This is a genomic window from Glycomyces paridis, assembly GCF_004912155.1.
Taxonomy (GTDB): domain Bacteria; phylum Actinomycetota; class Actinomycetes; order Mycobacteriales; family Micromonosporaceae; genus Glycomyces; species Glycomyces paridis.
In genome coordinates this window covers 197,013-213,637 of sequence record NZ_STGX01000007.1, presented here as the reverse complement: position 1 = coordinate 213,637, position 16,625 = coordinate 197,013, and the positions used below count along the sequence as shown (strand labels likewise).

At 70.5% G+C, this 16,625-nt stretch carries 13 protein-coding genes and 1 pseudogene (1 of these 14 only partly in view); 7 read left to right on the top strand and 7 right to left on the bottom strand.

Annotated elements, in window-relative coordinates:
• Positions 1-28 precede the first annotated feature (28 nt).
• On the bottom strand, positions 29-1,213 hold the full coding sequence (locus E9998_RS11530) for a homogentisate 1,2-dioxygenase (protein ID WP_136529837.1): 1,185 nt from the start codon (positions 1,211-1,213) through the stop codon (positions 29-31).
• 192 nt (positions 1,214-1,405) lie between these two features.
• Here E9998_RS11530 and E9998_RS11525 point away from each other — a divergent pair, with 192 nt between their 5' ends.
• From E9998_RS11525 to E9998_RS11510, 4 genes are all read left to right on the top strand, one after another.
• Entirely contained in the window at positions 1,406-2,200 is a 795-nt protein-coding gene (locus E9998_RS11525; RefSeq protein ID WP_136529836.1) for a hypothetical protein, read from the top strand.
• Positions 2,197-3,420, top strand: a complete 1,224-nt coding sequence (fahA, locus tag E9998_RS11520) for a fumarylacetoacetase (protein ID WP_136529835.1) — start codon at positions 2,197-2,199, stop codon at positions 3,418-3,420. The genes E9998_RS11525 and fahA overlap by 4 nt, the downstream gene beginning before the upstream one ends.
• Positions 3,421-3,526: 106 nt before the next feature.
• Positions 3,527-4,315, top strand: coding sequence for a DddA-like double-stranded DNA deaminase toxin (locus E9998_RS11515; RefSeq protein WP_240037584.1), 789 nt, complete (start codon positions 3,527-3,529; stop codon positions 4,313-4,315).
• Complete coding sequence (locus E9998_RS11510; protein WP_136529833.1) at positions 4,312-4,593, top strand: hypothetical protein; 282 nt, start codon at positions 4,312-4,314, stop codon at positions 4,591-4,593. The genes E9998_RS11515 and E9998_RS11510 overlap by 4 nt, the downstream gene beginning before the upstream one ends.
• Here the strand turns inward: E9998_RS11510 and E9998_RS11505 are convergent.
• Positions 4,556-5,773 carry an MFS transporter gene (locus E9998_RS11505; RefSeq protein ID WP_136529832.1) on the bottom strand — a complete coding sequence of 406 codons (1,218 nt, stop codon included), beginning with the start codon at positions 5,771-5,773 and terminating at the stop codon, positions 4,556-4,558. The two genes, E9998_RS11510 and E9998_RS11505, sit on opposite strands and share 38 nt — an antisense overlap.
• Positions 5,774-5,776: 3 nt before the next feature.
• Complete coding sequence (locus tag E9998_RS11500) at positions 5,777-6,802, bottom strand: cation diffusion facilitator family transporter (RefSeq protein WP_136529831.1); 1,026 nt, start codon at positions 6,800-6,802, stop codon at positions 5,777-5,779.
• A 228-nt stretch (positions 6,803-7,030) separates the two neighbouring features.
• On the opposite strand from E9998_RS11500, the gene E9998_RS11495 reads away from it, so the two are divergent.
• Positions 7,031-7,405: a hypothetical protein gene (locus tag E9998_RS11495; RefSeq protein WP_136529830.1), complete on the top strand. Its 375-nt coding sequence runs from the start codon at positions 7,031-7,033 to the stop codon at positions 7,403-7,405.
• Positions 7,406-7,459: 54 nt separating this feature from the next.
• Here E9998_RS11495 and E9998_RS11490 read toward each other — a convergent pair whose 3' ends face one another.
• Together E9998_RS11490 and E9998_RS11485 are read right to left on the bottom strand one after the other, a co-directional pair.
• A complete protein-coding gene (locus E9998_RS11490) occupies positions 7,460-7,789 on the bottom strand; it encodes a DUF397 domain-containing protein (RefSeq protein ID WP_136529829.1) in 330 nt (109 codons plus the stop codon).
• On the bottom strand, positions 7,749-8,612 hold the full coding sequence (locus E9998_RS11485; RefSeq protein ID WP_136529828.1) for a Scr1 family TA system antitoxin-like transcriptional regulator: 864 nt from the start codon (positions 8,610-8,612) through the stop codon (positions 7,749-7,751). Before E9998_RS11485 ends, E9998_RS11490 begins: the two co-directional genes overlap by 41 nt.
• Positions 8,613-9,205: 593 nt before the next feature.
• On the opposite strand from E9998_RS11485, the pseudogene E9998_RS27055 reads away from it, so the two are divergent.
• Positions 9,206-10,408 (top strand): annotated as a pseudogene (locus tag E9998_RS27055) (amidohydrolase); the annotation flags it as partial.
• 440 nt (positions 10,409-10,848) lie between these two features.
• Here E9998_RS27055 and E9998_RS11475 read toward each other — a convergent pair.
• Together E9998_RS11475 and E9998_RS11470 are read right to left on the bottom strand one after the other, a co-directional pair.
• Positions 10,849-14,880: a tetratricopeptide repeat protein gene (locus E9998_RS11475; RefSeq protein WP_136529827.1), complete on the bottom strand. Its 4,032-nt coding sequence runs from the start codon at positions 14,878-14,880 to the stop codon at positions 10,849-10,851.
• 98 nt (positions 14,881-14,978) lie between these two features.
• The gene (locus E9998_RS11470; protein ID WP_136529826.1) at positions 14,979-15,479 is read right to left on the bottom strand and encodes an Lrp/AsnC family transcriptional regulator; all 501 of its coding nucleotides are present in this window, start codon (positions 15,477-15,479) and stop codon (positions 14,979-14,981) included.
• 163 nt (positions 15,480-15,642) lie between these two features.
• On the opposite strand from E9998_RS11470, the gene hppD reads away from it, so the two are divergent.
• Positions 15,643-16,625 carry the 5' portion of a 4-hydroxyphenylpyruvate dioxygenase gene (hppD, locus tag E9998_RS11465; RefSeq protein WP_136529825.1) on the top strand. It continues 265 nt past the right edge of the window, so the window shows 983 of its 1,248 coding nt (coding positions 1-983); the start codon lies at positions 15,643-15,645; its stop codon lies off the right edge, out of view.

Genomic DNA, 16,625 nt, shown 5'->3' with positions numbered 1-16,625 from the left:
CGGTCCGGCGGCGGGCGGTGCGTTCGGGTCAGAGGACCGGGTCGCGGTTCCAGGTCCAGGCGTAGTTGGTGTCCTCGACGTCGAGGGCGGGTTGGCAGAGTTCGAGGGGGCGGAAGGTGTCGACCATGACGGCGAGCTCGTCGAAGTACTCGGCGCCGATGGAGCGTTCGGGGGCGCCGGGCTGCGGGCCGTGGGTGAAGCCGGAGGGGTGCAGGGAGATGGAGCCCTGCTCGATGCCGGAGCCGCGGCGGGCCTCGTAGTTGCCGCCGCAGTAGAACATCACCTCGTCGGAGTCGACGTTGTGGTGGTTGTAGGGCACCGGGATCGCGTCAGGGTGGTAGTCCACCTTGCGGGGGACGAAGTTGCAGATGACGAAGTTGGGGCCCTGGAAGACCTGGTGTGCGGGCGGGGGCTGGTGGATGCGGCCGGTGATCGGCTCGAAGTCGTGGATGGAGAACACCCACGGGTAGAGGCAGCCGTCCCAGCCGGCCACGTCGAACGGGTGGTGGGCGTAGGTGAACTTCGTCCACAGTGTCGCCGAGCCGCGGCCGCGGTGCTGCACGTACACGTCGACGTCCTCGCCGTCGACCAGGAGCGGCTCGGCCGGGCTGCGCAGGTCGCGCTCGCAGTAGGGCGAGTGCTCCAGGAACTGGCCGCGCACCGACAGGTAGCGCTTGGCGGGAGTGATGTGGCCGGTCGACTCGATCACCAAGGTCCGCAACGGTTCAGGGCCGGTGGGGATCACGCGGTAGATGGTGGACATCGGCATGACGAGATAGTCGCCCTCGCCGATGTCGATGGCGCCGAACGAGGTCTCGACGTGCGCCGTACCGGACTCGACGTAGATGCACTCGTCGCCGATGGCGTTGCGGTACAGCGGCGACGGCTCGGTGGCGACCGAATAGGAGATCCGGCAGTCCGCATTGGACAGCAGGTGCTCGCGGCCGAGGATCGCGTCCCCCGAGGCGTCGAGCTTGTGGGTGCGGAAGTGGCGCGGCTTGAGCGGGTGGTTCGCGGCGGGCTCGGCCCGCTCGGGCCGGTGCTCGGCCGCGGAGCTGATCGCGGTAGGGCGGAAGCGGTGGTAGAGCAGCGACGAGTCCGAGGAGAAGCCCTCCTGGCCCATCAGCTCCTCGTGGTACAGGCTCCCGTCGCTCTGGCGGAACTGCGTGTGTCGCTTGTCGGGGATCTGCCCGACCGAACGGTAGAACGGCACGACGACTCCTTTGTCGGTTCGCGCGGCGACCGAGGGTGTGGTCCCCGCAGCGGTGGGTACGCCCCCGAGGATAGCCGCCCCGGCGTCCGGATTCGAGCGGTCCGCGCACGCGCGCGCACCTTCCGGTCCTGTTCGCGCACCCGCTGCGCGGACCGGTGGACCCCCGGCGCCTCCGACCTCTAGGCTCTGGGCATGGTTGGACCGATGCCCGCGATGCTGCGGGACCTGATCGACGACGCGGCGCTCTTCCCACCAGGAAACGCGCCCCTCGAAACCGCCGTCCCCGCCCACCGCGGGTACCGGCAGTCCTGGTACGCCGACATGGTCGGCCCCCTCCTCATCCCGCAGTCCAGGCTCGCCGACCTCGAGCCCGGCCGCGCCGAACTGCGCGTCGGCGTCATCGTCGACGGCGACCCCGACCGGGTCGCCGACGCCGTCGCCGCCCTCGACCCGCAGGTCACCGTCACCCACTACGAGTCCCGCGCCGCCCTCGACCACCTCGCGGCCCTCGCCCCCGCCTGGGGCCGGCCCGTGTTCGCCGAGATCCCCTTCGGGGACGAGGCCCTCGACGCCGTCCGCCCCACCGGCCTCACCCCGAAGTTCCGCACCGGCGGCCTCGCCGCCGAGTTCTTCCCCGAACCCGCGACCCTCGCCGCCGCGATGGCCGGCTGCCGCCGCCGCGGCCTCAAGTTCAAACTCACCGCGGGCCTGCACCACGCCGTCCGCCACACCGACCCCGCCACCGGCTTCCACCACCACGGCTTCCTCAACGTCCTGGTCGCCGCCGCCGACGCCGAGCAGAACGCCCCCGTCGAGGACCTCACCGCCGCCCTCGCCTCCACCGACGCCGCCGACCTCGCCGCCCGCGCCCGCCGCGCCCTCCACCGCACCCGCGACCTGTGGACCGGCTTCGGCTCGTGCAGCATCGACGAACCCCTCCACGACCTCCAGACACTCGACCTCCTGAGCAGAGGGGACCGCGCATGAACGCCACCAGCTGGGTCGACGGCGCCGACACCGGGCCCTACGGCCTCCACCACCTGCCCTACGGCGCCTTCTCCACCGCGAAGGACCCCGCCCCGCGCCTGGGCGTGCGCATCGGCGACCAGATCCTCGACCTGCGCGCCCTCGCCACCGGCCAGTTCTTCCTCCCCTGGATCCGCCCCGCCTTCCACGAACAGGGCCTCGGCGGCTTCATGGCGATGGGCCCGCCCGCGTGGCGCCTCGTGCGCCACCAGCTCACCGAACTCCTCGGCGACGCCCGCTACCGCGACCAGTCCGAGACCCTCCTCGTCCCGGTCGCCAAGGCCCGCATGCATCTCCCGTTCCAAGTCGCCGACTATGTGGACTTCTACGCCTCCGAACACCACGCCACCAACCTCGGCCGCCTCTTCCGACCCGACTCGGAGCCCCTGCTGCCCAACTGGAAGCACCTCCCGGTCGGCTACCACGGCCGCGCCGGCACCGTCGTCCCCTCCGGTACGCCGATCGTCCGCCCCCGCGGCCAGCGCAAGGCCCCCGACGGCGCGATCGCCTTCGGCCCCAGCGCCCGCCTCGACATCGAGGCCGAAGTGGGCTTCGTCGTCGGCGTCGGCACCGAACTGGGCACCGGCGTCTCGCCCGACGACTTCGCCGAGCACGTCTTCGGCGCCGTCCTCGTCAACGACTGGTCCGCCCGCGACATCCAGGCATGGGAGTACGTGCCCCTCGGGCCCTTCCTCGGCAAGTCCTTCGCGACCTCCATCGGCCACTGGGTGACCCCCCTGGACGCGCTGGCCGCCGCGAAGGCCCCCGCCCCGGCGCAGGACCCCGAGCCGCTGCCGTACCTGCGTGAGACCGACCGCTACGGCTTCGACCTGTCGATGTCCGTGCGCTGGAACGGCACCGAGGTCGCCCGGCCCCCGTTCGCGGGCATGTACTGGACGCCCGCCCAGATGCTCGCCCACATGACGGTGAACGGCGCGTCCCTGCGCACCGGCGACCTCTTCGCCTCAGGAACCGTCTCGGGCCCTGACGCCGACCAGCGCGGCTCCTTCATCGAACTCACCTGGGGCGGTAAGGAACCGGTCGAAGTGGGGGAGGGGTCGCCGCGCACCTTCCTTGAGGACGGCGACACGGTGACGATCACCGCCACCGCCCCGGCCGCCTCAGGCGGCACGATCGGCCTCGGCGAGGTGACCGGCACGATCCAGCCGGCCCTGGAGTGAGCGCCGACGCGAGCTGAGGGGCGCGCTTCGCAGGCCACAATTCGTTGTCGGTGCTGGATAGCATGGTCGGTCCAGCCCGATGCGGAAGGGGCCTGCCTTGGCCAGAGTGGACGACATTTCCGCCGCTCTCGGAGTGAGCAGGAGTGAGGCCGAGGGGCTCGCCGGACAGCTTGCGGTGAGCAAACAGCAGACGGAGGATCTGCAAGCGGGAATTGCGGCGCTCGGCGCGGAGGCCTCGGCGAATCGCGCGAGCGCCGCTGCTCGGTCTATCGAAGGTTTGATGGCTGAAGCGGCCAGGCTCGCCGAGCGCATCAGCGAGGTACAGGCCCAAGTCGTTGCGATCGGGCAGAGCGGTTTACTGAGTACTGGTACCGGAACTCCGGCCCAGTCAGCCGCGCCGACCGGGCGCGCCCGCCGTCTTGCCGATTTCAATCCAAGGCGTTCGCATCCTGAGGCCGTCCAGGAGATCCGTCGTGTTGGGTACCCCCGGAACGCCGAAGGCCGGACCTCGGCGCGTGCGTTGGTCTATACCGCCGACGGCGAGCAGCTCAACCGCGAGCCGCTCAAGCCCCACCGCAAGGGAGAGGCACCAGAGCGCCCCGAACTCCACGAGCCCTGGGCGTCGTCGGAGGACATGAAGACCACATGGCACGTCGAAGGCGACGCGGCGGCGATGATCCGCAAGGACCGTCTGCAAGACGCGGCGTTCTACCTCAACGTGCCGTTGTGCGGATCGCGACAGGGTGAGTCCGAACTGCCTGACCCGGAGGGCTGCGCCGAGAACTTCCGGCACGTCATTCCGCGCGACACGGTCGCCTACGTTCATGTCGTCCGAGAAGGGCGAGTGCCGTACCGTCAGAAGATCACAGGGACCGGAGAGGGAATCAAGGAATGATCGACTACGACCGCCCCGTCGAAGCTCCCCCCGAAACCCTTGCCGAGTTGTGGCGACGCTTCGATGACGACCTCGACTCACGAGGGCTTGCGGCATACGCGCGTGAGCTCGGCGTGAATCCTCCGCCTGATCCCGAGGGCTACCGGGGCTGGGAGATCGTGGAAGCCTACCCGAACGACGACTTCGAGCACGGCGTCCTCTACTGGCTCGGCCCCCAAGAGGACCACGCCGACGACTTACCTAGGGCGATGGCCTCGGCTGTTGGTAGGTGTCGGTGATGCGTTGGCGGTGGCGGCCGACCATACGGTGGATCAGGACTGCGACGGCGAGTTGGGCGAGGCCGGAGGCGATGAATGCTGTTGGGACGCTGGTGAATTGAGCTAGGGCCCCGCCGGTGAGGGCGCCGAGGGGGATGCCTCCCCAGAGGGCGACGCGGTTGGCGGCGAGGACGCGGCCGAGGAGTTCGGTGGGGATGAGGGCTTGGCGCAGCGACATGGTCAGCACGTTCCACATGGTGACGCCCGCGGCCATGCCGAAGAAACACAGGCCGGCGGTCCAGAGGTTCGGGAAGGCGCCGAGGAGGAGGCACATGAGGGGTGCGATCGCGGCGGCGAGGGTGATGGCGCGGGGGCGTCCGAGGCGGGCGGTCACGGGTGCGGTGGCCGCGGAGCCGGTGAGGCCGCCGAGGCCCAGGGCGATGAAGAGCGCGCCGTAGGTCGAGGGGTCGAGGCGCAGGGTGTCGAGCGCGTAGAGGACGTTCAGGGAGGTCGCCATCGAGAGGAACGCGGCGATCAGTCCACTGAGGATCGTAAGTTCGCGCATGAGCGGGTGTCGCCACAGCCAGCGCAGGCCTTCGCGGACGTCGGCGCGCAGGCTCGTCGGCTCGGCGCGTTCGACCCGGAACCGGCCGGGGACGGCAAGCACGAGGATCGCGGCCAGAGCGAAGCCGATCGCGCCGCCGACGAGCGGGACGGCGCGGAGCCAGGCGAAGAGCGCCGCGCCGACCGGCGGGCCGATGAAGTTCTGGCCCAAGGTCTCTTCGACCGTGAGCCAACTGTTGGCCTTGTCGAGGCCGCGGCGGTCGACGATCTGGGGCAGGATGGCGCGCGCCGCGGAGTCGTAGACGACCTGGCACAGGCCGAGCGCGAACGCCGCCGCGTACAGGACGAGGATGCTCTCCGCGCCGAGGACGACGAGCAGTACGAGCGCGCCGAGCAGGGCGGCCCGGGTGAGGTTGGCGGTCGACATGGCGCGCTTGCGGTCGAGCCGGTCGGCGAGCGCCCCGCCGGGCAGGCCGAACACCAGCCACGGCAGGAACGCGAACGCGGTGAGGCCGGAGATGAGCACCGGGTCGTCGGTCAGCGAGGTGGCGAGCAGCGGCAGTGACACCTTCACGATGCCGTCGGCGCACGTGGCGATGGCGGAGGCGCTGAAGAGCTTCCAGAAGGAGCGGTTCAAGGGTTACCGGTGGCGGGCGAGGACCAGATGCGCGTCGGTGACGGCCTCAGGGTCGGTGTGGACGGTCGCCCCGGTGAGGTGCGGGATCGCGTGGATGAGTCGGTGTTCGGCGTCGACCGCGATGGTGTGCGCTTCGATGAGGCTCAGTCGCGCGTCCACGAGGATGTCGGTCTCGGCGTGGAGCCGGTGGCCGATCCAGCGCAGCCGCAGCGCGCCGACGCCGGTCACGCCCGGGGTGGTGGCGAGGACCTGTTCGGCCCGGTCGACGGTGTCGGGGTCGACGGCGTCCATGAGTCTCCGGTAGATCTGGCGCGCGGCGTCTTTGAGTACCAGCGCGATCATGGCGGTGATGGCGAGGCCGACCACCGGGTCCGCCCAGGTCCAGCCGAGCGCGACCCCGCCCGCGCCGAGGAGCACCGCGAGGGAGGTGAACCCGTCGGTCCGGGCGTGGAGGCCGTCGGCGACCAGTGCGGCCGAGCCGATCCGCCTGCCGACGCGGATGCGGTACCGGGCGACCAGTTCGTTGCCCACGAAGCCGATGAGCCCGGCGGCGGCCACAGCCCACAGGTGCTCGACGTTCTCGGGGTTGCGGAGTCGGTCGATCGCCGCGATCCCGGCGGCGACGGCCGAGGCGGCGATGAACAGCACGATGACGATCCCGGCGAGGTCTTCGGCCCGTCCGAAGCCGTACGTGTACCGCCGGTTGGCGGCGCGGCGGCCGAGGAGGAACGCGATCCCGAGCGGGATGGCGGTCAGGGCGTCGGCGACGTTGTGCAGCGTGTCGCCCAGGAGCGCAACGGAACCGGTGAACGCCACGACTACGGCCTGGGCGAGTGCGGTCGCCCCGAGCAGGACGAGGGAGATCCACAGCGCGCGCAGCCCTTCACGGCTCGATTCCATCGCGCGGTCGACCTTGTCGGCGCTGTCGTGCGAGTGCGGCGCCAGCGCGTGTCTGAGGCGATGGGCCCATCTGTGGCGCGAATGCCCGTGGTCGTGATGGTGGTGATGGTCGTGGTCGTGACCGGTCATGAACGGCTCCTCGATCAGTACTGCAAGACGCGAACCCTTCATTGTATATCGGACTATTAAGCCCAAACATCGCTAAAGCCAAGCACCTGCAACAGCACACCGGTTTTACCTGGCGAACATCCAACCCGGATCGGCGAAACCGGCGACGTGCGCCGCCTCGCGCCTGTCTCGGAACCCGCCGGGTGAGGTCTTCGCGGGTAGTCTGAAGCGGTATTCGGGAGGTGCGGCGTGGGACAGCTGATTCCGCTGGGGTTCGACCGCGACGAGCGTGAGTTCTTCGCTCGAACGCTGGAGGAGAGCGGTGGTCCTGCCCATGTCACCGATACCCTGGCCGTGTTCGTCGGCTTCACCGATGCGAACGACATGATCAAGCGGTGCAACGACATAGCCGATCTCGCTCGCCGCGACGGCCTCATCGCCGCCATCGACCTCAAACGGGCCCAGCTCGCCAGCGAGATCCTGTTCAGTAGCGATATCTACGGGTCAGGATTGGACTGGGAGGCCACTACCGGCCTCGACAATGCCGACGCCATCGCGCTCCTGCGGCGGATCCAGGTCAAGATGCTGAACCTGCGCCATCGAACCCCTGGCGAGCTGAGCTAGCGCCGAAGCATCGCTCCGAAAGCCGTTGGGGTGTATGGAATCACGCCACGCGGCTCAGAACATGCGCGGTACAGACTCGTGGGGCCGCTTCGTTTCCGAAGCGGCCCCACGGCTTTGTCTGGGATGCGACCGGGTTAAGCCGCGCGAGCCCCGAAGCAGACCGGCATAGTCGGCTGCGGTCAGCTCGAAGACCGGGGAGTCCTGCCCGAGCTTGGAGTCCCGCACCTGGAAGCCGGAGCAGATGTTCCGAGCTTCGACGCAGTTGTTGTCGGCCGTGTTGTTGCTTCGGGTGCTCTTCTTCCATGACTGGCGGCACTCGACGCAGTTGTTATCGGCCGTGTTGCTACTCCGCGTGCTCTTCCGCCAGCTGGTGTACTCCACCATCAAGCCACCTTCCGATTTCCTGCGAGTCAGCCCTGAGACGGCTGCGGGCTTGATCATACAAGGCGACGTTCGCGGGTTCGACCACGTGGCGGCTCTGGTCGTAGGTCTCGACGTAGACGAAATCCGGGCCCGCACCAGCGAACCCATCGCCCTTGAAGGACTCAAATGAAGAGGGCACCACCATTGGTGTTCGGACCACCCGGACCTCGCATCCGGGCATCGCGTCAACCTCAACGAGCCGGGCGATCTGTGCGCTCTTGTCCTTGGCGGCAAGGTTGTCGATTACGGTGAAGATGTTCGACGGGATGTAGAGCTCGGTAACCGGGGAACTCTTTGATCCGATGCGGTTGAAGAAGGCTTCCTGTCGCTTCTCCTTGCGCTTCCAGTTCGGGATTTTGTGCGCGGTACCCTCACGTGCCTCGGGCAGCGCCTCCATATGAAACGCCTCAGTTTGCACCAACGCCGACAGGAGGACCGGGTCCCACTTGACCAGGGTCCCATAGTTCCGCTCCGACGCTTCCACGATGTACATGGCCCGCTCTTCGAGGTTCGAGACCATCTCCGAGCCGGTGAGGAGCTGTTCCCTCACATGCATGATGAACTGCTTCCGGTCCGGGTCGACCCTTCCCCGGTCGCAGATGAGCGACATGTTCCCCAGGTCGGGGAGCCGTTCATTCCCCAGCCACGCCTTGATCGTGGTGGTGCTCTTGCACATGACGTCCCCGAAGATTGCGGGTGTCCAACCGGCCTCCTCGGCGATGATCCTGACCTCGGCCTTCAAATAGGCCTTGACGAACCTCTCGTAGAGGATGGTTCCTGCCATCGCGGCCTCCCTACGCTTCGCGACTACGTTTCGTAGCGATCGTCCCACGAGTTCGTGCGCCTTCACCGTTCACAACCACTATGTAATGTCGGGGCTTCATTACGGGTCTCCGTTATGGGGCAACGTAATGGACCCTCCATTACGTTGCCCCGTTTTCGTTGCCTTCCGATGAACAGCATCTCGATACTCTTGAGCTGCGGGAACATCGGTGGATCGTGGTTTCGGGCGGCTTGGAGCGGCCGCGAACGCGCTCGCAACGAGACCGCTGCAATGGCGCTCGACCGCAACGGATCAAGTCATCGGCGATCTTCTGTCGGCATTCCGACACCTGGAGTGTGAGGTTGAAAAGCGCTGGTGGTCTTCAAATCGCAACCCGTCCGTGTGCGACGGCCTCGCGTGAGCAGTTCACCGACTTCGCGGCGATGATCACGACTTCAGCGACAGAGCGCCGGCGGGTGGTCGCGGGCGGAAGGAGGCGGTGAGGTGAGGGTGTCGCGGCTCGACGTTCGTGTTCGGCCGCCCGGTGGGGGCTCGCGCGGTTAGGTTCGAATCCTCGACTATCGAACGGGGGACAGGTCGTGGCGGAAGGCAACATGAGCGAGACTCGGAGCGGTGCGCTGGCGGACTTCTACCGGGACCTTCACGAGCACCCGGAACTCTCCCTCCAGGAAACCCGGACCGCCGCCAAGGTGGCCGAGGCGCTCCAGGCGCTCGGCGTGGAGACCACTGAGGGGGTCGGCGGCACCGGCGTCGTCGGGGTGATCCGCAACGGCGACGGGCCCGTGGTCATGCTCCGCGCCGACTTCGACGCTCTACCGGTCGAGGAGAAGACCGGGCTCCCGTACGCGAGCAAGGCGACCGCCGTGGACGGCGACGGGCGCGAGGTGCCGGTCATGCACGCGTGCGGGCACGACATGCACGCCACCTGCCTCGTCGGCGCGGTCGAAGCGCTCGCGGCCACAAAGGAGGAATGGACGGGGACTGTCGTCGCGGCCTTCCAGCCCGCCGAGGAGCTCGCGCAAGGCGCGGCCGACATGGTGGCGGACGGGCTGTTCGAGCGGTTCCCGAAGCCCGCGATCGTGCTCGGGCAGCATGTCGGACCGCTCCCGGCGGGCTTCATCGGATACGCCTCCGGGCCGGTCATGGCCGCGTCCGACACCGCCGCCGTCGTGCTGCACGGGCAGGGCGGGCACGGGTCGAGGCCGGAATCGGCGATCGACCCGGTTCTCATGGCCGCCAACACGGTCGTGCGGTTGCAGGGCATCGTGTCGCGGGAGGTGCCGCCCGCCGAGGCCGCCGTCGTGACCGTCGGCAGGCTCCAGGCCGGGAACAAGGACAACATCATCCCCGACACCGCCGGACTCGGCATCAACGTGCGCAGTTATTCGCCGCAGGTGCGCGAGCGCGTCAAGGCCGCGATCGAGCGGATCATCAAGGCCGAGAGCGAGGCCTCGGGCGCGCCCAAGCCGCCCGAGATCACCTGGACGCACAGTGCCCCGCTCCTCGTCTCCGACCCCGAATCCACCGCGATCACCGTGGCGGCCTTCAAAGCACGCTTCGCCGACCGGATGCTCCCAATGCCGCTGGTCACCGCCAGCGAAGATGTCGGCGTGTTCGGCGAGGCCGCCGGGGCGCCCACCGTGTTCTGGTTCTGGGGCGGCCTCGACACCCAGACCGCGCTCGCGGCCTTCACATCGGGGAACATCGACGCGCTCCCGGGGAACCACTCCCCGCACTTCGCGCCGGTGATCGAGCCGACGCTGAGCACCGGCGTCGAAGCCCTCGTCACCGCCGCCCGCACCTGGCTCGGGCCAGTGGAGGCGCCCAGGGAGGCGGCCGGGGAGGCGACCGTGGTGCGCTTACGCCAGTTGGAAGCCGCTGCCCGCACTTGGGCCGGCCGTCTGTCGGCGCCCGCGGAGGCGGCCGTAGTCCGCTTACGCCAAGTTAGAAGCCGCCGCCCGCACCAGGTTCGCCGCGTGACGGTGCCCGTGATCCGCTTACGCCAGTTGAGAGTCGCCGCCCGCACCCGGCTCAGCCCCGTGTTGGCGCCCGCGGTCCGCTTTCACCTGCAAGTGTCGGTGCCCGCACCTGGTCAGGCCCCGTGGGCCGGGCCCATGGGGCGTCCGGGTCTAAGGCCGGGCCGGGCCCGCGGCTCGTCCGGGTCTGAGGCCCGACCAGGCCCGCGAACAGGCCCGCGACCCGAACCCGTGACCCCGACCCGTGACCGGGCCGAAGCTCAGGCCAGGTTCACGTTGAGCGGCTTGCCCTTCGGGTCGTCCTCCTCATCCTGGTTCGGGATCGGCCGGCGCGGGGCCGCCGCACGGCAGCGGTCGAGTGTGGACTCGGCTTCGGCGAGCCGGTCCGCGAAGGCGCCCGGTTCGTCGCGTTCGGCGGTCGCCATGAGCGCCACGGCGCGTTCGGCGAACCCGGTGGCCTCCGCCGGAGCGTGCGGCAGGCGCAGCTCGGCGACCAGTTGCAGCGTGAGGGCGAGTTCGAAGCCGAATGCCAGCGGCAACTCCTCCGCGAGGCGGCTCCAGATCGCCGCGGAGCGGAGGGCGATCGCGAGGGCGTCGTCCCGGTCGTCGGCGGCGTGGACGCGGGCCCGATGGCGCTGGGCCGCAGCGAGTTCCGGTCGCTCGGCAGGATCGGCCGCCGCCAGCGCCTCAAGGGTGCGAGCGGCCTCGTCGGCCATCGCGACCGCCTCCGCCGGCGAACCGGCGGCGGCCAGGTGCACGGCGTGCTCGGCCGCCGTGATCGCGGCGTCGGCACGCTGGTCGGGCAGGACCGCCGCGGCCTCCCGGTACAGCGCGACGGCGCGAGCCGACACTGCGGCCGTCTCCTGCGGGTCGGCGCCGGACTCGGCCATCCAGCAGGCCTCGAACCGCAGCGACCAGGCGACGTCCGCGCGCCGCGAAGGCGTGTCCTTGTCCGCGAGGCGCGTCTCCCAAGCGGCGGTGGCGCGCCGCTGCCCGTCGAGGGCTTCGGCGGTCCGGCCCACCGCGCCGAGCGAGGTGGCGATGTTGTCCAGTGCGAGGGCCTGCCAGTGGTTGAGGCCGGGTTCGCCGCCGTAGCGCCGCTCGACCGCCGCGGCGGTCTCGAAGGACGCGTCCAGCGCCTCGGTGAACCTGCCGACGAGTCCGAGCGCCCAGGTCCAGTCGAGGAGCGCGCCGCACAGGTGCTCCTCGTCGCGATCCGGCGCCCCCGAGTAGAACTCGCGGACCAGGTCCATGGACCGCTCTTCGGCCGCGAAGGCCGCGCGGCGGTCGCCGAGGGTCCCCGCCAGGGTCTGGAGGTGTTCGGCGAGGTCGATCCGGCGGTGGTCGACGTCCTCGGGGTCGCCGATCTCGCGGCTCAGTTCCAGGGCGTACTCGCTCCGCGCGACGGCTTCGGCGTGCCGCTCGACGCCTGCGAGCCGGTAGGCGTGCCATGACACCTGGTTGCGCAGTTCGGGAATGACGGTCGGGCGGTGGCCCACCGCGGCGAGCCGTTCGAGCACCACCACGGCCCGACCGCCGGCGGCCTCGGACTCCGCGAGGCGCTCGGCGACCTCGTGGTCGGACGCCTGGTTACCGTGGGCGATGGCCAGGGTCTCCAGGAGCTCCAGGTCAGGCGTCCCACCGGGCCCGGACAGCGGTTCGAGCAGGTCGATGGCCCGGGCCGAGGCGGCGACGGCCTCGTCCACGCGATCGAGTGCCCTGAGGCGGCGGCCCAGGTTGACGAGCGCCTTGGCGTGGACGGTGTGGTGGAGGCCCGGTTCGGCCGCGTCGGCCGCTGCGCCCACCGCGACGCCTTCCTCGGCTACGGCCAGGGCCTCCTCCTTCAGTTCCCGCTCGCTGAGGCGGTTGCCGTGGTTGAGGAGCGACGTGGCGAGGTACCGCAGGCCGCTCGGCGTGTCGGCGGCGGCCAGCTCGCGGGCGAGGTCGAGGGCCCTGCGGGACAGCGCGAGAGCCTCCTCGCCGCGGTCGGCGTCGGCGAGCGTGCTCGCGGCGTTGTCCATGAGGCGCACCACGTCGTCGAGATGGCGTCCGCGGTCGGTCTCAAGGAGGCGGTCGGCGAGCTCGCAGGCGCGCACGGCGGGCTCGGCGGCGTCAGCAGTCCGCCCGACCTCGTTGAGGGCGAGGGAGTAGCGGTCGAACGCGTCGGCGAGGTCGTCCAGGTCGTGTTCGGGGTCCTCCTGGTGCACCTGCTCCTGGAGGGCGAGTGCGCGCTCGGCAATGGTCACCTGTTCGTCCAGCAGCCCGGCCCGCTTCAGTGCGATGCACAGGTTGCGGAGGGAGCGGGCGAGGTCGGACCGGGCCCTGCCGGGGTCCGCCGCGTAAAGCTCCTCAAAGGACTCGACGACCTCGCGTCCGGTCTCCAGGGCCTCGAGGTCGCGGTGGGCTTGCACGCAGGTCGCGGCGAAGCCGGATCGGACCTGGGCGAGGTGCCAGGGCCGGTCGGCGTCGGATTCGGGGAGCCGCGCGTAGGCGTCCTCGGCCCGGCGCCGGGCGTCGAAGGAGGCGGTGAAGTCGCGGGACTCGTGGAAGACGTTGGCGAGCAGGTCGAGGGGGTCGGCGAGTTCCGTGGGAGACCGCTCCGGGTCGGCCTCGGCGAGCTGTTCGCGCAGTTCGACGCAGCGGCGCAGCGCCGCGGCCGCGGCCTGGTACCGGCGGAGCCGCTTGAGCGACCTGCCGTGGTTGTAGAGGGCTTCGGAGAGCCTTTGGGCCGCGAAACCGTCGTCGGTCGCCGCGGCCGCGACGGCCTCGTGCAGTTCGACGGCGCGCTCGAAGTCCTCGACTGCCTCGGCGTCGCGGCCGAGGCGGCCGTAGACGAGGCCTCGGTTGTTCAAGGCGCGCGCCAGGTCCGGGTTCGGTTCGAGTGCCGTCGCGGCGGCCTCGCGGATCGGGATCTCGCGGCTCCCGAGCGCGAGCGCTTCGGTGTACAGGCCGCGCCGGTCCAGCTCGCACAGCTTCTCGCACAGGAGGTCCGCGAGCTCGGTGTTCGGGCGCCCCTCGGTGTCGATCCGCTCGAAGACCGCGACGACGCGGTGGGTGAACGCGACCGGTTCGTCGTCCAGGTCCCGCTCGGCGAGGCGGGCCTGGTGGGCCTTGACCGCGTCGCGGTAGAGCCGGGCGGCGTGCGAGCGCCGGTCGAGGTCGCAGAGGCGTTCGCGGATCGCCACGGCCCGTTCGGATCGGCGCAGCGCCGCCTCGTCCTCGCCGAGCCCTTCGTGGGCCTCGTACAGCTCCGAGTTGTACCCGAAGGCCAGGTGCAGCGGGCTGAACGACGCCCCCGTCTCGGCGCCGACCAGAAGGTCGACGGCCCGTTCCAGTACCGGGATCGCCGTCTCGGGGAACCCGGCGTCACGCAGCAGGACGGCGTGGGCGCGCAGGGCCCTGGCGTGCCGCTCGGCGTCGGGCCGCTCGGCGTCGGGCCGGTCGTGCAGACCGAGCCGCCGCAGGGAGTGGCGCAGCGCGGCGTCGCGGCGGCCCGCTCGCATGAGGACTCCGGCGTGCGATTCGATCGCCGATTCTGCTTGCAGCAGCCGCTCTTCGGGTTCGAGACCGGCCGCGTGGAGTTCGGCGAGCCGCATCCCCTCGGCCGAGACGGCGACCGCGGCCTCCGGGCCGTCGGCGTCCTCGATGAACCGCGCCGCCTGCCGGGTGGCTTCGACCAGTTCGCCGACGTGCGTCCCCGCCGCGGTGAGCGAGCCGTAGACCTCGGCGGCGCGCAGCTGGTACACGGCGGCGGTGCTCAGGTGCCAGGCCTTCTCGGCCTCGTCCTCGCAGGACCGCGCGGCCCACTTGCACGATCTCGCGAGCCTCACGAGCACCGCCGCGAGCGCGGGCAGCTCGCCGGGATCGGCGGCGGCCAGCCGGGCCCGGACCTCGGCGAGCTCCATGAACGTCGTCATGGTCCCGGCGGCGCCTCCGGTCTGGATCCGGAGGTCCGCGAGCCGTTCGAGCGCCCCGGCGCGGGCGCCGAGGTCGCCTTCGCCGGCCGCGACCGCTTCGGCGAGGGCGATCGCCAGCCGGATCTGGGCCGAGTTCGACTCGTCGCCGTCGTACTCCTCGTCCTCGAAGTCCTCGGCTCTGCCCCAGTGGAGGAGCCCCGCGGCCCGTGCGAGGAGCGGATCGCCCGCGGCGGCGCGCACCGCCTCGGTGAGTCCGTTCAGGACGGTGAGGTCGGCGCGGGACTCGTACGCCCACATCGCGTCCGCGAGGAGGAGCGGGAGTTCGTCGGCGAGGTGGTTCGGCCCTTCGGGCGGCGGGGGGTTCGTCGCGCTCATGGGAACCGATGGTACGGAGGCGGTGCCGCCCCTGTCCCATCCGCGCCCGCCGACCGCCGAGCCCCCCGGCCCCGCGCGGTGCGGCCGAGGCGGCGCCCCTACTCCGCCCGCGGGCCCCGCTCCTCGGCCGCGGCCCGCACGAGCGGGAGCGTCCGGTGGGGGATCTGCTCGGCGAGCGCGATCACCGTCGTGGCCCGCAGGACGCCCTCGCTCGCCAGGACCCGGTCGATCACGTCCTGGAGGCCGGCGTTGGTGCGCGCGACGATCCTGCACAGCATGTCGCCCACACCGGTCACCGTGTGCGCCTCCAGCACCTCGGGGATGTCGGCGAGGCGCTCGGCGACCCGCTGGTGGCCCACCGCCTGGCGCAGTTCGAGTGTCACGAACGCCGTCACTGGGTATCCCAGCGGCGCGGGGTCGACGCGGGGGCCGAAGTCGCGGACCACGCCGCGGGAGGCGAGCTTGTCCAGGCGCGCCTGGACCGTGCCGCGCGCGACGCCGAGGCGCCGGGCGCATTCGAGGACGCCGATGCGCGGCTCCGCTTCGAGGAGTGCGATGAGCCGTGCATCGAGTGCGTCGATCGCCGAACTATTGGTCATATCGACCAGTGTAACGGCGAGAAGTCTGGTAGATATGTACAAGTTGCGCAGCAGTGCGGCGACTGCTTGCCCAGTCGCGCGCTGTGCATGATGATCGGGGCCACAACCGAGGCTCCGCGAGACCCGCGAGCCCCGCACAGGTCAGCGACCCGAGGAGGCCGCCATGGTCGACACCGCCAACCGCAGTTCCGACGCCCAGCTGGTGGGCGCGGTCGAGCACGACATCCGCGAGGACGCGTTCCCGATCAAGGGCTGGGACCACGTCCGCTACTACGTCGGCAACGCCCGCCAGGCCGCCCACTACTACTCCACGGCCTTCGGGATGACCCTCTTCGCCTACCGCGGCCCCGAGCAGGGCCACCGCGAGCACGCCGAGTACGCGCTGAAGTCCGGCGGGGTCACCTTCGTGCTCGCCGGGGGCGTCACGGCCGACTCCGAGGCCACCCGCCACTACGCCGACCACGGCGACGGCGTCATCGAAGTCGCCCTCGAAGTGCCCGATGTGGACGCGAACTACAAGCACGCTGTCGCCCAGGGCGCCATCGCGGTCGAGGAGCCGCACGACCTGACCGACGAGCACGGCACGATCCGCCGCGCCGTCATCGGCACCTATGGGGAGACCCGCAACGTCCTCATCGACCGGTCGGGCTACACCGGTCCGTTCATGCCCGGCTTCGTGGCCGCCGAACCGATGGTCGCCCCGCCCGAGCGGCGCTTCTTCCAGGCGATCGACCACATCGTCGGCAACGTCGAGCTCGGCAGGATGCGCGAGTGGGTGGCCTACTACGAGCGGGTCATGGGCTTCACCAACATCGTCGAGTTCGTCGAGGACGCCATCGCCACCGAGTACTCCGCGCTCATGAGCAAGGTCGTCGCCAACGGCAACCGCAAGATCAAGTTCCCGATCAACGAGCCCGCCGAGGGCAAGAAGAAGTCGCAGATCGACGAGTACCTGGACTTCTACGGCGGCCCCGGCGTCCAGCACATCGCGCTCGCCACCAACGACATCCTCGCCGCGGTCGACGCGATGCGCGAGCGGGGCGTGGAGTTCCTGGAGGCGCCCGACGCCTACTACGAGGACCCCGAGATGCGCGGGCGCATCGGCGAGGTCCGCGTCCCGATCGAGGAGCTCCAGAAGCGGCGAGT